The organism is Bacteroidales bacterium (genome assembly GCA_021157585.1).
Classification (GTDB): domain Bacteria; phylum Bacteroidota; class Bacteroidia; order Bacteroidales; family UBA12170; genus UBA12170.
In genome coordinates, this window is sequence record JAGGWH010000161.1 from 1 (window position 1) to 14,835 (window position 14,835).

Here is a 14,835-nt window from a genome sequence, read left to right on the forward strand (position 1 = left end):
TATGGCGGTAGGGTTCACCTCTTCCCATTCCGAACAGAGAAGTTAAGCCTGCCTGCGCTGATGGTACTGCCCTAACAGGTGGGAGAGTAAGTCGTCGCCTCCCTTTTTTAAAATCGCCCCTTTTCCTTTGGATGTGGGGCTTTTTTTTGCCTTTTTAATCTGTTTTTAATATGTCTACAGGATTGGCCTTAGCTGCTATATAAGTTTTTATGCTTATTGTTAATAAACCTATAATTAATGAAAATAGAGCAGCTAAAATGAATCCCTGTAATCCTAGATCAATCTTAATAGCAAAATCACTAAGCCAATTTTTCAAGAAGAACCAAGCAGGAAGCCAAGCAATTAAATTGGCAATTATTATTAATATTGTAAATTCTTTGGAAAGAGTTAGCATTATCTTTCCTGAGGATGCTCCAAGAATTTTTCGAATACTTATTTCGGAACTTCGTTGCTCTGTAATAAAAGCAGCTAATCCGTATAATCCCATCCCAGCCAATAGTAATGCAATAAAAGTAAAATAGTAAAACACATTTCCCATTCTTTTATCGCTGGAGTATATATTATCGTAGGTTTTATCTAAAAAAGAGTATGAAAAAGGAGCTTTTGGTAAATAGTTCTTCCATGTTTTTTCTATTTCTACAAGGGTTGTGTTTAAATTTTCGGCTGATATTTTAATTATTAAGTATTTATAAAATGTTGGAAATATGTGAATCATAAGAGGGTCTATTTCGGTATGAAATGAGGCGTAATGAAAATCTTTCACAACTCCTATTATAGTTCCTATTTTGGGTTCTTTCAGTGCGTAACTAAATATCATTTTCTTTCCTACAGGATTTTTTAGATTATATTTTGCAACTGCAGATTCATTAATAATAAATGCATTTAGAGAATCGGAAGTGTCATTATCTGAGAAGGTTCTTCCCTCAACCATTTCTAAACCAAAAGCATTTAAAAAATCATGATCGGCACAAAGCATACGAACCCCCATACGGTCGTTTTTAATTTTTTTATTGTCAGACATTTTTCTAAGTGCAGGCACACGTACTCCATAAACTCCAAAACGTTCGCCGGGTATATTTGAGCTTGCAGAAACAGATTCAACGCCTTCAAGTTGAAGGAGTTCATCTTTTAGTTTTGGAATATATTTGATATTACTTTGTCCTGATAGTGGTAAAACAACAACTTGTTTTTTATTAAAGCCAATATCAGTATTTTGAATGAATTGAAGCTGCTTAGCAACTGTTAAGGCCGTGATAGTCAAGAAAATACTTATTGTGAATTGAGAGACTACTAAAATTCTTCGCAAAACTAAGTTTAGCATATCATTTTTTCCTGCATTTATTTTTGTTGCTAAAATCCTACTGGTTTTATAACGTGACATAAAAGCCGAAGGATAAAGTCCGGAGAGTATACCCAACCCAATAATAACTGTGAGTAGATATATTATACTGTCTTTTTCTAATAATTGACTAAGTCTAAGGTTTTTACCGACGAAATCGTTAAAATAAGGAAAGCTTAGTTCAACTACAACTAACGAAATTAATAAAGAGGCTAAAACCAAAGCAAATGATTCGCTGATAAATTGCAGAAAGATACTTCCTGTATTAGCTCCCATTACCTTTCTTATGCCAATTTCTTTCGATCTTTTTATAGAGCTTGCTGTTGCTAGATTAGTGTAGTTGATAGCGGCTAGGATTAAGATAAACAAACCAATAGTTATGTATATAATAATGTATTCAAAATTTCCATTATTTTCTAATTCTTTTTCGGCATGGCTTTTAAGGTGGATATCACTAATTGGGATAAAAAGGATTTTTCCTTCAAGTCCGGCAAAGCGATGTGTTGCGGTGTCTTTTTGTAAGAATTTCTGTAAGCTTTCATCCATTTTGTTTTGCAGATATGCTTGTAATTCTTTTCCTTGTTTTAAGCTGTGAGCTTTGATATAAGTATAGAATACCATTGGTCCGGTAGAATCTACTTTATTCCATTCTTGATGTAGCTTCATCATAGAAAAAACAACATCAAAATGAAAATGTGAATTGGTAGGAATGTTTTTAAAGACAGCTGAAATAGTATATTCTTTATCATCAACTTCCACTTTATTCCCTACTGCTAAAGTGTTCCCGAAAAGCTGGTTGGCTATTTTATTTGAGATCATAATTTGATCTGCTGAACCAAGAAGTGAGCCTTTCTGCTTATGTATTAAAGGAAATGAAAAAACATCTAAAAATGTAGAATCGGCATATATCATGCGCTTTTCATATGCACTATTTCCATTGGCATACAGATAAGGTGGATTGAAAATATCCAGAATTCTGCATGTGTTTGCAAGATTGCTGTGATTTACATTTAAGTCGTATCCTAAATTACCTTCAGTAGTAGCCCAAAGATGATTTTTATCTTTCCACTTATATTCTTCTTGAATACGAAAAATACGTTCATAATCTTTGTGGAACTTATCATAGCTTAATTCGTCGTTAATGTACAGAAATATTAAGATACTTGTTGCCAGTCCAAGTGCCAAACCAAAAATATTGATAATGGAATACACCTTATTTCTGAGTAAAAAGCGGCTTGTTGTTTTAACAATATTTTTAAGCATAAGAAAAAGCCTTAATTATTTAGTTTTTGCTTGAGTAAAATTGGAATTTTTTTATTTTCCTCTTTAAATACTTCTGCTATTATCCAATCTTTTTCTATGGTTTTGATTTTCTGTATTATAAAGTTGGCTGCTAATAAATTATCTGGATTATCTTTTTCTAAGTCCCATATTTCAAATCGATAAGAGGGTATATTTTTATTGTATGATCCTTTAATAAGGATGTCAAAAATTTCATTGGCAGACGAATCGGGAAGTAGTATTTTAATTTCTTTCGGCATAATAGAATCGTTTATTAAATAGTTTTTGTAGTAAAACTCTGTAATATATTCTCGTTAATAATTTGACCATCAAATAAACGAATAATTCTATTTGCATATGAAGCATCTCTTTGAGAGTGAGTTACCATAATGATAGTAGTGCCTTCTTTATTTAAATCGTTTAAAGTACGCATAACATCTTCTCCATGAACTGAGTCTAAATTTCCAGTTGGTTCGTCTGCCAAAATAAGTTTTGGATACCCAACAACTGCTCGCGCAACGGCAACTCTCTGTTGTTGACCACCACTTAATTGTTGTGGAAAATGATGTTTACGATGCAAAATATGCATTTTTTCTAAGGTAGATAAAGTGCGTTTTTTTCTTTCTTTAGGTTTAAGTCCCATATAAATTAGAGGTAATTCAACGTTTTCAAAAACATTTAATTCATCAATTAAATTAAAGTTTTGAAAAATGTAACCCAAATTATTTTTACGAAGTTTAGCGCGTTTTTTTTCTTTGAATTTAGATGTTTCCTCTCCTAAAAATTCGTAAGTCCCCATACTGGGATTATCGAGTAAACCTAAAATATTAAGTAAAGTAGTTTTCCCACAGCCTGAGGGACCCATAATAGCAACAAATTCGCCCTCTTTTACCTCAAGACTTACATCTTGTAAGGCACGTGTTTCTACTTCAGCATTACGGTATATTTTAGTTAAGCCAGATGTTTTAAGCATTTCTTTGTCCATTTTAATCCGACTAATTTAGGGAATAATATTTTATGTAAAGATTTAAGAGTTTATATATTACTTTTTATTACCGACAATATAATTTCACATAAATTATGCCGAGTTTTTATCTATCAGATATTCAGTACGTAAAGTTGATATTCTTGTTATATATCTGTTAAAATATGTTCGATAATGGTCGGTTTTTTGTACATTTACGGACAAAATTCGATTAAAATTTATGAAAACTCAAGCAAAAATTTTGGTAATTGATGATGATAGAGATGTGCTTTTGGCAGCAAAACTGTTATTAAGTCAATATTTTACTTCGGTACATACCGAAGTAAATCCGGAGCAACTACCTAATTTGATGCGTATGGATAACTATGACATTATTTTGCTGGATATGAATTTTTCGCGTGATGCGACGAGTGGACAAGAAGGATTTTATTGGTTGAATCGTGCTTTAGAAATAGATCCTGCAGCCGTTATTATTTTTATTACAGGCTATGGCGATATAGAAATGGCAGTACAAGGGATAAAAGAAGGAGCTACAAATTTTATTCTTAAACCTTGGGATAATCAGAAGTTACTTGCCGAGATTACGGCGAACTTACAAGTTCGGGAATCGAAAAAGGAATTGGCTAAACTTCGTGATAAGCAAAAGCAATTGATTTCTGATATGGATTCTCCATTTAAAGATATTATTGGGCATTCTAATATTATTCAGAAAGTTTTGAATACTGTTAAAAAAGTAGCTCAAACAGACGCAAATGTTTTGTTACTTGGCGAAAACGGAACCGGCAAAGAACTTGTTGCGCGTGCAATTCATAGGATTTCAGAACGTAAAAATGAAGTGTTTATATCGGTAGATTTGGGTGCCATTACCGAATCGCTTTTTGAAAGTGAACTTTTTGGTTATAAAAAAGGAGCTTTTACCGATGCTAAAGAAGATCGTGCAGGCAGGTTTGAAGCAGCCTCGGGAGGAACTATTTTTTTAGACGAAATAGGGAACTTAAGTTATAGCCTTCAATCTAAATTGTTAAGCGTTTTACAAAATAGAAAAGTCGTACGTCTTGGAACACATATTGAAATCCCAATTGATGTAAGAGTGATATGCGCCACTAATATGTCGCTGTATGAAATGGTTGATGAAGGTAAATTTCGTCAGGATTTATTGTATAGGGTTAATACTGTGGAGATTCAGATTCCTCCGCTTCGAGAAAGAGAAGAAGATATCCCTGATTTAGTAGAGCACTTTTTGGGCATATATGTGAAGAAATACCGTTTACCAAAGAAAAGAGTTAGCGTTGCTGCTATAAAAAGGCTCAAAAAGCATAATTGGCCCGGAAATATTCGTGAATTACAGCATTCGGTTGAAAGGGCAGTAATTATGTCCGAAGAATCTACACTTCAAGCACACGATTTCTTTTTGGCTAAACCCATACAGAAAGGTGCCTTACTAAATGCCGAGAACTTAAATCTGCAGGAGACAGAAAGAATTCTAATTAGAAAAGTAATTGATAAATATGGCGGTAATATTTCTAAAGCTTCAAAAGAATTAGGGTTAACAAGAGCGTCTCTTTACAGGCGAATAGAAAAATATGATTTATAAAAATTTTCGTTTGGTCATTATTTTTCGGGTGTTTTTAATTCTTTTAAATACTCTACTTTTAGTTTATTTTTACACTAAGAGCAATTTTATAACGTTGTGGTCTTTAGTGGTTTTATTGGTGGTTCAAACCTATCTTTTAATATATTATACAGAACAAAGTAATCGTCGGTTAAGTAAATTTCTTGATAGCATTAGATATAATGATTTTACCACTACATTTTCTGTAAATATTAATGGTAAAACATTTGAGCATTTAAATGCTTCATTTAATGAGGTAATACGGTTGTTTAAAAATACACGAGCTGAAAAAGAAATACAATATAACTATCTGCAAACAGTTATTCAGCATATAAACACCGGTATCATTGCTTATAGGAAAGATGGTGAGGTTGATATTGTAAATAATGCTATAAAACGTCTTTTTGGGATAAATAATTTTAATCATATTCGGCAGCTTAGCAGTATAGACGAAAGTATTACACATCAACTTTTAAATATAAAAGCGGGAGATTCTATTCTTATCAAATTATTGAAAGAGGATGAAGTCTTACAATTGGCAGTTGTTGCTACCGAATTTAAAAAGCAAGGTGAAGAATATTTATTGGTGAGTTTTCAAGATATTCACGCTGAGCTAGAAGCAAAGGAAATAGAGTCGTGGCAAAATTTGATTAGAGTATTAACTCATGAGATAATGAATTCTATTACCCCAATATCATCATTAACAACTACTGTAAATCAAATGATATTTGATGAGGAACCTTTAAGCTTGGAGATGAAAAATCTAAATACTGATGAAAAGGAAAACGTAAAGTTGGCATTGGAAACAATCGGTAAAAGAAGTCAGGGATTATTAAATTTTGTAGAGATTTATCGTAATTTAACCAGAATACCAAAGCCAAATTTCAGGAGTATTCTTGTATCCGATTTAATTCAAAATGTAGAGCAGCTTTTTGCTGCTCAGTTAAAAGAAAATGGCATTACTTTTTCATATAATATCTTACCCGAAACTCTTCATCTAACAGCCGATCCTGATTTGCTTGAGCAGGTACTTATCAATTTAGTTCTGAATGCAATTCAAGCACTTAAAGACAGTGCCAATCCTGAGATTAAGATAATTTCACGCTTTAATAGAAATAATCGTGTTATAATAGAAATTGCTGATAATGGAAAAGGAATAAAACCTGACTTATTAGATAAAATATTTATGCCTTTCTTTACTTCCAAAAAAGATGGATCAGGTATTGGTCTTAGCCTTTCTCGTCAAATTATGCATATGCATAAAGGCAGTATTCAGGTAAAGTCAATCACAGCAAAGGGAAGTGTTTTTACGCTTATTTTCTAAATAAAATTCTTATGATAAAAGAAATAAATTATCCAATTAATGTACTGAGTAAAAACCGCTGGAGTCCGCGAGCATTCTCTGATAAGATTGTTGAAAAGGATAAACTTCATAGTATTATGGAGGCTGCTCGTTGGTCTGCATCTGCTTTTAATGAACAGCCTTGGCGATTTCTTGTAGCTTATAAGGGCGAAGAAAGTTATCAAAATATAATGGATACATTAGTTGAGTTTAATCAGATGTGGGCAAAAAAAGCGCCTGTTTTAATTCTGAATTGTTATAGAATAAATCTTAGCCGTAATGGAAAACACAACCAAACAGCTCAGTATGATTTGGGACAAGCTGTTGCTCATTATTCGTTAGAGGCGATTAATCAGGGATTATATATTCATCAAATGACGGGCTTTGATGTATCAAAAGCCAATAAACTTTTTGGATTAGGTGAAGAGATTGTGGCATTTAGCGTAACTGCTCTTGGCTATATTGGAGGTGTTGATTCTCTTCCTGAGGATATACGGAAAATGGAAATGGCAGAGCCAATAAGGATGCATCAAAAAGATTTTCTTTTAAACGATTTATAATTCATCTTAGTTAGTTTGCTTTTTTAACTTTGTAAAAAAAATGATCTGATTATGAAAAAATATACTTTCTTTTTTTTAATGATGGTGATATTTGCTTTTTCTTCCTGTGAAAATGGTAAAAAAGCACAGAAAAAGACGAATCAAATACAACAATCAGACGCTCTTGAAGTTCAAGTTCCGATTTTTAATGGCGATTCAGCTTATGTTTATGTGGCAGCTCAAACAGGTTTTGGACCAAGAGTGCCTAATACAGAAGCTCATTCTAAAGCAGGTGAATATTTGATAAACAAGCTTGCTCAATATGCCGATACAGTGGTGGTTCAGGAATTTCAGTCGCGTGCATACGACGCTACACTTTTGAATGGAAAAAATATTATCGCCAGTTTTAATTTAGATAAGGAAAAGCGAATATTTCTCTCTTCGCATTGGGATTCTCGTCCCTATGCCGATCATGATCCGGATGAAGCTAATTATCACACTCCTATCGATGGTGCTAATGACGGAGCAAGTGGAGTAGGTATTTTAATTGAAATGGCAAGGCAGATGCAAATACAAAAACCTGAAATAGGTGTGGATATTGTTTTATTTGATTTAGAAGATTATGGTACACCCGAATTTGCCTCACGTACTTCCAATTCTGAAGAAACTTGGGCTTTAGGATCTCAATATTGGTCGTTAAACCCACATCTAATTGATTATAATGCTCAGTATGGAATTCTGCTCGATATGGTTGGAGCAAAAGATGCTGTTTTTTATATGGAAGATTTTTCTATGCTTTATGCTCCTCATATTGTAAAGAAAGTGTGGAAAATTGCTGCTACTGCAGGATACGGTGATTATTTTGTGTTGGAAAAAGGTTTTAGTGTACTGGATGATCATTATTTTGTTAACAGAGATGCCAATATCCCAACTATTGATATTATTCAGTATGATCCTGATTCTCCCTATGGATTTTACAAGCATTGGCATACCCTTAAAGATAATATAGAAAATATTGACAAGGAAACTTTAAAAGTAGTAGGACAAGTAATTACAGAAGTAATTTATAGGGAGAGATAAGGGGTTTTATTAATGATTTATCACTTTTTCAACTTGTCTTTAAGAAACTCTCTTATTCTGATTCTTGCATTTTCTCGAATATTAAAATAAAAGAAATTATAATCATAAAGATGATAATTACCTGCCTTTAAGAACATTACTAAATCCTTTTGATTGGATGGCTTATCAACAACAATAACTCCTTTTTTGGTATTGGCATTGATGAACTTAGGGATGATGATTGTATCATTGCTATTCGTAAAATCATCGGGGAAATTTATATTTCCACTAAATAAACTTTTCTGATTGAACTCAAAATTCGGATTTTCAATAAAAAAAGCACCTAAATTATATTCTTGATTGATATTTACATCTTTATTCTCCCAAGATAAAGGATTGGTTACTTGCGTTTTTTTTACGGCAAAAGATTTAAAAGCAAAACTTCGTTGCGTATTCCAACTATTAATGCATCCAGTTTCGGTGCTGCCTTGGCACATTCCAATATTCCCGAGTTCACTTAAATAATCATCAGTTATGGGCCAACCAATGAAATAGGCTGTCACAAATTGGGCACGCATACTTTCGTTTTTATTGATGTATTTTAAAAGCTCTTTTCCTAGGTAGCTGCCTTGACTATGCCCTGCTAGAATAAACGGTCGACCGTGATTAAAATTCTCAAAATAATAATCAAAAGCAGCTTTAACATCTTGATAAGCCAAATCAAGTGCTTTTTTACCGTCTGCTTTTAAATCAAGAAAAGCATAAAAATTTGCTTGGCGATAAAGGGGAGCGTACACATTAGCAACATCTAAAAAAGCAGAGGCTTGATTAGCAAAAATGACATAATATGTTAAATCATTTATGGCTTTAAAATCCATGGGTTGATTCCAGTTTGTATTCACAAAAAAGGTTGAAGGATGTATGTAAAACACATCGGCTTCATATTCGTTTTTTTCCGGAATATAAGTCCAAGCATTAGGGTTATTGTAGTTTGGCGCTTTGGGAACACTATCGAGTGTGAAACTGTATTTTGGCTTAATTTTTTTTATGGCAATACGGGCTATCTTATCAGAAGCATTACAACTAACGAAAAGAATTGATAAAAGCAGATAGCTTATTTTGCCAAAATTATTCATTAACGAATAATTATTTTTTGTGTTTGTCTTTGTCCGTTGCCTTCAACTTCAAAGAAATAAATCCCTTTTTGGAGGTATTGTAAATTTAAGTCTAATTTATAGTTGATTACAAATTTATTTTGATAAACCGATTGTCCTAACATATTGCTAATACGAATAGTATAGGTTTTGCCATTAGTAGATTCATTAAATCGTAATACAATTTGTCCGTTTGAGGGATTGGGAAAAAGGCTGAAAAATTCATCCTGTATTTTTGCTTCTTCTTTAATCCCAACAGGAACACCAGATAAGAACAAAGCACCTGTGTCGTTCGGATCCAGCCAAGGCTTTAATTGTGTATTATCAGTACTTCCGTTTTTATCCCAATGGTAATCGAATTTACCATAATAATCTTCCGATGTCAGTTCGGTACAAGAAGCCCAACCACCCGTTAATGTACCTATTAAAAAACCATCCTGCGAATAAATAGGAGAGCCGGAAGAACCTCCTTCTGTTACTCCATGTCCATTTTCTGTTGCACTCCAAACTACCTCCCAAGATCCGTTTTCAGAGCCAACATAGCCACCACTTGAATAGGTTGCGCTTAGCAAATCAGAAGTATAGGTCGATATTTTTTTAATATCGCCTTGAGGATGGTGAATAGTAACTCCATTTGTACTACCATCTCCGGTTCTGTCCCAACCCATAAAATAAGCATTGTATTCTACCGGAATATTCTGTTGAAGCAAAACCAAATAAAAATCAGAGCCCATAGTTCCGGAATTTGAGCTGGCAGCAATTTTTGTAGCTCCTGTCATGGTGTTTGAATTTGGTTCATCAATTGGGTTATCGCAGGTAGCCGATTGGTAATTAAAATAAATAATCCATTGATTCAAATCACTTGATGAAGCGTCAGTAGCACAATGGTCTGCAGTTAAAATATATGGTGTTCTATCGTTTTCTACATTATTTATTACACTTCCTGTACACCAGTAGGAGGAACTTCCTTCTTTAATTAAAAGGCGAACGACTGAATTTATCTGTTTTTCATAATCGGTTCCTTCCGAACATTTTACATTTACTTCGCAGCCACCTGAGTCTCCAAATCCACTTGTGCTTTTTAAGTTGCTAACACCACGATAAGCATGCAATACTTCATCAATGGTAAAATGACCTAAACCGGCGACATTAGCAGGCTCGTTGTATTCAATTACTAATTTATCACCATAAATTAATTCGGTAGCAAACATTCCTGTTTTGGAATTATTTAAATCGGTAAAAGAACCAATAACTTGCTTTTTATCAGGAGAGTATACAAATAATTTTGCTCCTTTTGGTAAATAGAAATCAGAAAAATACAAGCCTAAAGCTAAAGCATTTTTTGATGTAATTGTTGCCCTCCAAATAGTATTACCATTAGAATCAATTATCTTTTTTCCAAAATCAGGCTCTTGTAATTTCCGATTAAAATCTAGTATTTGTCCAAATTTGTATGCAGTACATTGTTTCTCAATAGTTGCATTTTTTTGAGGAGAAAAAGGAGTTCTTGGAGAATAAATCTTTTCATTATCTGCAAATTTTTCCATTCGAAAAGATGCCGGTTTTCCACCTCGACTAATTTGAGCCTGTAGTTGTATGCTTAATATGCTAAGCATAAGCGTTAATACGGAGAGTTTAATAGTCTTAGATATACTATTGAGCACAAAATTCTTAGAGTTCATAATAATTGATTTGCTACAAAATTAATAATTTCTAATGAAGTAAAAGCTTGTAAAAGCCTGTTTTGCCATTATCGTTATCACTAAGCCCAAAAAAAATTATTTCGGAGCTGTTGACTTCGGTAATATATAATGTTTCTATTTTACTAATTACGAATTGTTCTGAAGAATCTTTTATCGGCCAATATTCAAGTTTTTTATCCATTTTATTATTCAGCTTTATCTTACCAATAAAGCTACCTAAGATTGCTCCGTCATTATAAACATCATTGGTTTCTTCTACCGAAATGGTAAAATATAGCGTATTTTCTTGAGGAGAATAACAGGCTCCTGAGAAGCCACTTTTGTTATTATTTATAACTGGAAGATTGAATAAATAAGAAGTAAAATCGGGGAGAGGGTAATCTTTTTTAAAAAGATAATTGAGCATTTCTTTTTTGTTTACACAATATATCCTATTATTTCCACACACATTTCCTCGTTGTAAAAAGTAGAAAAACTTACCATCATTTGCTAAACCTTCAAGGTTAATACTATTTCCAATAGGGAAATCGCCTTGTAAATAAAACTTTTGATACAGATTATGCAAAGATTTTTTTAAAAGTAGTTTTCTGTTTTTACTATCAAAAACATAAGCTGTATCGCGTGTAAACGCTTGACTGCCTGATCCTATAATTAAAAGTGTATCGTTGAAAACATCCATAGCTTCAAAATCAGGTTTTATACTCTTAGAATAATTTTCTTGTCCGGAAGATGGAATTTTTGATAAAAGATATTTTTCCTGCGTTTCTCCTTTATCATCTATTAAATACAGATAAGGTGAGTCATCACCAATTACCCAGAGTCCTTCTTCCGTTTTACAAATTCCTGAGCCTGCAGAAATGTCTTCAATACTTATAAATTGTTGGATGCTAATAGATTTTTCATTATTTGTATTGCATCCGAAAGTAAGGAGCAAAAACAAGAGTAAGATCCAATAAATGTGCGTTATTTTTTGTTTTGGGATCATAATTTATTTTTATTTCAATAATTTCTTTGGAACGCGAAGGCGAAGTTCTTGTTTCCTATAATCTATCTCTGCTTTATAATCGCGTAAAATATCTCCTCCAATAACTCCATCTATAACCTGCAAACCATAAGTTTCAAAAGATTGGTTGATATGACTCATGTCAATAATTACACTTATATAGTTTTTTAAATAAAGACCTCCAATTTCAAGATTTTCTAAAGTAATAATATGGCTTTTCATATCGTTGGTTCCTAAGCCTGTTGAGAGATGTTGGTTCTCTTGCATCTCAGGTTCGTTTACAAATAATGAAATTCTATTTTGATCAAAAACAGTGCGTGAGGCTCCTGTATCAATCAGTAATCGGCAAGGCTTCTGATTGATTTTAGCACTGAGTATTAGATGTACTCCGTCTGCTTCAATAGAAATAAATTCAAAAGGTATTTTACATAGCATATTGGAAATATATATGTTTAAAAAATTATCAAGTAAAAGTAATTAAAATAGCATATCTCTAAGAACTTTTATATCGTTGCCGATTAAATTAAAAAAAACATTTGGTAGTTTCCAAAACTATTCTACTTTTGTAGCCACAATGATGAAAATTTATGCATATCGTTATTTCTTTTATTGGTTTATTAGACCATAGCGGGATACTTTGTGTAATTAAATAAAAATAAATTATAAAGGAGTCCCAAAGAAATTTGGGACTTTTTTTTATGCAAAAAAATATGAAAATGATTAGGAGTAGCTTTTATTATTTCTGGAACTATTATTATCTGTTTTATTGACAGGACGGAGGCATCATAATTAATTATTAGCTGAAGTTCTGCGTGAGTAGAGCTTTTTTTTTGAGTAAAATTTTAGAAATACAAAATGAATACAACATTAATACAACCAGCAAATAGGATTCAATCGGTAAGCGAATATTACTTTTCAACTAAGTTGGCTGAGATACGGAAAATGAATGCTGCTGGGCAATCGGTAATCAATTTAGGGATTGGTAATCCCGATCTTTCTCCCTCTGAAAATACAATTAAAGGCTTGATGCAAGCAGCAAGTGAACCCACCAACCACGGATACCAAAGTTATACAGGGATTCCTGAATTGAGAAATGCTTTTTCTGATTGGTATAAGAAATTCTATGCGGTTGATCTGAATCCAGAAAATGAGATTCTGCCTTTGTTGGGATCTAAAGAAGGGATAATGCATATCTCTTTGGCTTTTTTAAATCCTGGCGATGAGGTTTTGGTCCCGGACCCTGGATATCCAGCCTATAAAGCCGTAGCTGCATTATGTGAAGCGAAAGCTGTAGAATATGATTTAAATGAATCGCTTGGCTGGTGTCCCGATTTTGATCATCTCGAAAAAATGGATTTGACTAATGTTAAATTGATGTGGGTTAATTATCCCAATATGCCAACAGGTAAAGCCGCTTCAATTAAGCTTTTTGAGCAGTTAATAGCTTTTGGGAAGAAACATAGAATTCTTATCGTAAATGATAATCCATACAGTATGATAAGTACCGATAAACCCTTGAGTATCTTGTCGGTTGATGGTGCTAAAGAAATTGCAATTGAATTAAATTCCTTGAGTAAATCACATAATATGGCGGGATGGCGTGTTGGAATGATTGGAGCTGCTTTTCATTTTATTCAAGCTATTCTTAAGGTAAAGTCCAATATGGATTCTGGAATGTTTAAACCCATTCAGTTGGCTGCCGCCTCGGCTTTGAGGAATACCGAAGATTGGTATAAAACTCAGCGTACTGTGTATTCAGAAAGAAAAGAAATTGCAAAAAAAATACTCAGCGCTTTAAATTGTGACTTTGATCCGGAATCAACAGGCATGTTTGTTTGGGCTAAAATCCCGAGAGAGGCAAAATCGGCCAAGGATTTTAGTGAGGATATCTTACAGAATAAAAAGGTATTTATTACACCGGGTTTTATTTTTGGGAAAAATGGTGAGCGTTTTATTCGCTTGTCATTGGCCAATAATGAAAAAACTTTAACAGAAGCATTAAACAGAATTTTAAAGAAATAGGAATGAACCGAGCCATGTTAAATTTATTGACGTTGGAGTTTATGCTTGAAGGCGAGTTCAATGTGGCCGAATTAATAAAATAGTAACACATGAATATATTTATAATTGGATTAGGATTAATTGGGGGATCATTAGCAAAAAGTCTGCGTACTAGCGGATTTGCTGATGAGATTATAGGTTTTGATAGAGCCGCTGAGAACCTTTCGTTCTGTTTAGAAAATAAGCTTATTGATGGAGCAGCAGAAGTTTTGGAAGGCGCAAAAGCAGCGGATATCATAATTTTAGCAACTCCTGTAGATGGAATATTGGAACTCATGCCAGCGCTTTTGGATCAGCTTGATGAGCAAGTTATGGTGGATATGGGATCGACAAAAAAGGAAATTGTTGAGTTGGCAAGTAAGCATCCAAAAGGGCAGAATTTTGTGGCTGCTCACCCTATGGCAGGAATTGAGAATTCAGGGCCAGCTGCTTCTTTTGAGCAATTGTTTACCGATAAAGTAGCCATTATTTGTAATCCCGAAAAGAATGCAAGAATGCCATTGAATCTGGTTAAGCTATTGTTTAAAGCACTAAATATGAAGTTGATTTATATGGATGCTGAGGAGCACGACAAAGATTTGGCTTACCTCTCACATCTTTCGCATATTTTATCTTTTTCCTTAGCATTAACAGCTTATAATGTGGAAGATAAAGAACGGAATATTTATAATCTTGCTGGAGGTGGTTTTGCTTCAACAGTTAGATTAGCAGGAAGTTCTGCCGCAATGTGGAATCCTATCTTCTTGCAGAATAAAGA

The 14,835-nt window shown here is 33.3% G+C and carries 13 protein-coding genes and 1 rRNA gene; 7 read left to right on the forward strand and 7 right to left on the reverse strand.

Annotation, left to right across the window (positions count from 1 at the left end):
- Nucleotides 1-103, forward strand: a 5S ribosomal RNA gene (gene rrf, locus J7K39_11130); the annotation flags it as partial.
- A gap of 51 nt (nt 104-154) precedes the next feature.
- Here the strand turns inward: rrf and J7K39_11135 are convergent.
- Genes J7K39_11135 through J7K39_11145 form a run of 3 tightly spaced genes read right to left on the reverse strand, consistent with a single transcriptional unit; the run spans nt 155 to nt 3,593 of the window.
- Nucleotides 155-2,602, reverse strand: a complete 2,448-nt coding sequence (locus J7K39_11135; GenBank protein ID MCD6180444.1) for an ABC transporter permease — start codon at nt 2,600-2,602, stop codon at nt 155-157.
- An 11-nt stretch (nt 2,603-2,613) separates the two neighbouring features.
- Nucleotides 2,614-2,880: a hypothetical protein gene (locus J7K39_11140; GenBank protein MCD6180445.1), complete on the reverse strand. Its 267-nt coding sequence runs from the start codon at nt 2,878-2,880 to the stop codon at nt 2,614-2,616.
- A 14-nt stretch (nt 2,881-2,894) separates the two neighbouring features.
- Complete coding sequence (locus tag J7K39_11145) at nt 2,895-3,593, reverse strand: ABC transporter ATP-binding protein (GenBank protein ID MCD6180446.1); 699 nt, start codon at nt 3,591-3,593, stop codon at nt 2,895-2,897.
- A 232-nt stretch (nt 3,594-3,825) separates the two neighbouring features.
- Here J7K39_11145 and J7K39_11150 point away from each other — a divergent pair, with 232 nt between their 5' ends.
- Genes J7K39_11150 through J7K39_11165 form a run of 4 tightly spaced genes read left to right on the forward strand, consistent with a single transcriptional unit; the run spans nt 3,826 to nt 8,178 of the window.
- Nucleotides 3,826-5,199 carry a sigma-54-dependent Fis family transcriptional regulator gene (locus tag J7K39_11150; GenBank protein ID MCD6180447.1) on the forward strand — a complete coding sequence of 458 codons (1,374 nt, stop codon included), beginning with the start codon at nt 3,826-3,828 and terminating at the stop codon, nt 5,197-5,199.
- Complete coding sequence (locus J7K39_11155; GenBank protein MCD6180448.1) at nt 5,189-6,541, forward strand: ATP-binding protein; 1,353 nt, start codon at nt 5,189-5,191, stop codon at nt 6,539-6,541. The genes J7K39_11150 and J7K39_11155 overlap by 11 nt, the downstream gene beginning before the upstream one ends.
- An 11-nt stretch (nt 6,542-6,552) precedes the next feature.
- The gene (locus tag J7K39_11160; GenBank protein ID MCD6180449.1) at nt 6,553-7,119 is read left to right on the forward strand and encodes a nitroreductase family protein; all 567 of its coding nucleotides are present in this window, start codon (nt 6,553-6,555) and stop codon (nt 7,117-7,119) included.
- Nucleotides 7,120-7,170: 51 nt separating this feature from the next.
- Nucleotides 7,171-8,178 (forward strand): M28 family peptidase, encoded by a 1,008-nt coding sequence (locus J7K39_11165; GenBank protein ID MCD6180450.1) that lies wholly within the window; start codon nt 7,171-7,173, stop codon nt 8,176-8,178.
- Between the two features lie 20 nt (nt 8,179-8,198).
- On the opposite strand, the gene J7K39_11170 is transcribed toward J7K39_11165, so the two are convergent.
- Genes J7K39_11170 through J7K39_11185 form a run of 4 tightly spaced genes read right to left on the reverse strand, consistent with a single transcriptional unit; the run spans nt 8,199 to nt 12,452 of the window.
- Nucleotides 8,199-9,293, reverse strand: coding sequence for a DUF3089 domain-containing protein (locus J7K39_11170; GenBank protein MCD6180451.1), 1,095 nt, complete (start codon nt 9,291-9,293; stop codon nt 8,199-8,201).
- Nucleotides 9,293-10,993 carry a T9SS type A sorting domain-containing protein gene (locus tag J7K39_11175; protein ID MCD6180452.1) on the reverse strand — a complete coding sequence of 567 codons (1,701 nt, stop codon included), beginning with the start codon at nt 10,991-10,993 and terminating at the stop codon, nt 9,293-9,295. Before J7K39_11175 ends, J7K39_11170 begins: the two co-directional genes overlap by 1 nt.
- Nucleotides 10,994-11,024: 31 nt before the next feature.
- On the reverse strand, nt 11,025-11,999 hold the full coding sequence (locus J7K39_11180; GenBank protein ID MCD6180453.1) for a hypothetical protein: 975 nt from the start codon (nt 11,997-11,999) through the stop codon (nt 11,025-11,027).
- A 9-nt stretch (nt 12,000-12,008) separates the two neighbouring features.
- Nucleotides 12,009-12,452, reverse strand: coding sequence for a clan AA aspartic protease (locus J7K39_11185; protein MCD6180454.1), 444 nt, complete (start codon nt 12,450-12,452; stop codon nt 12,009-12,011).
- A gap of 420 nt (nt 12,453-12,872) precedes the next feature.
- Between J7K39_11185 and J7K39_11190 the strand changes: the two genes are divergently transcribed.
- Entirely contained in the window at nt 12,873-14,039 is a 1,167-nt protein-coding gene (locus J7K39_11190) for an aminotransferase class I/II-fold pyridoxal phosphate-dependent enzyme (GenBank protein MCD6180455.1), read from the forward strand.
- Between the two features lie 89 nt (nt 14,040-14,128).
- On the forward strand, nt 14,129-14,835 hold a 707-nt coding region (locus tag J7K39_11195; GenBank protein MCD6180456.1), incomplete at its 3' end, for a prephenate dehydrogenase/arogenate dehydrogenase family protein.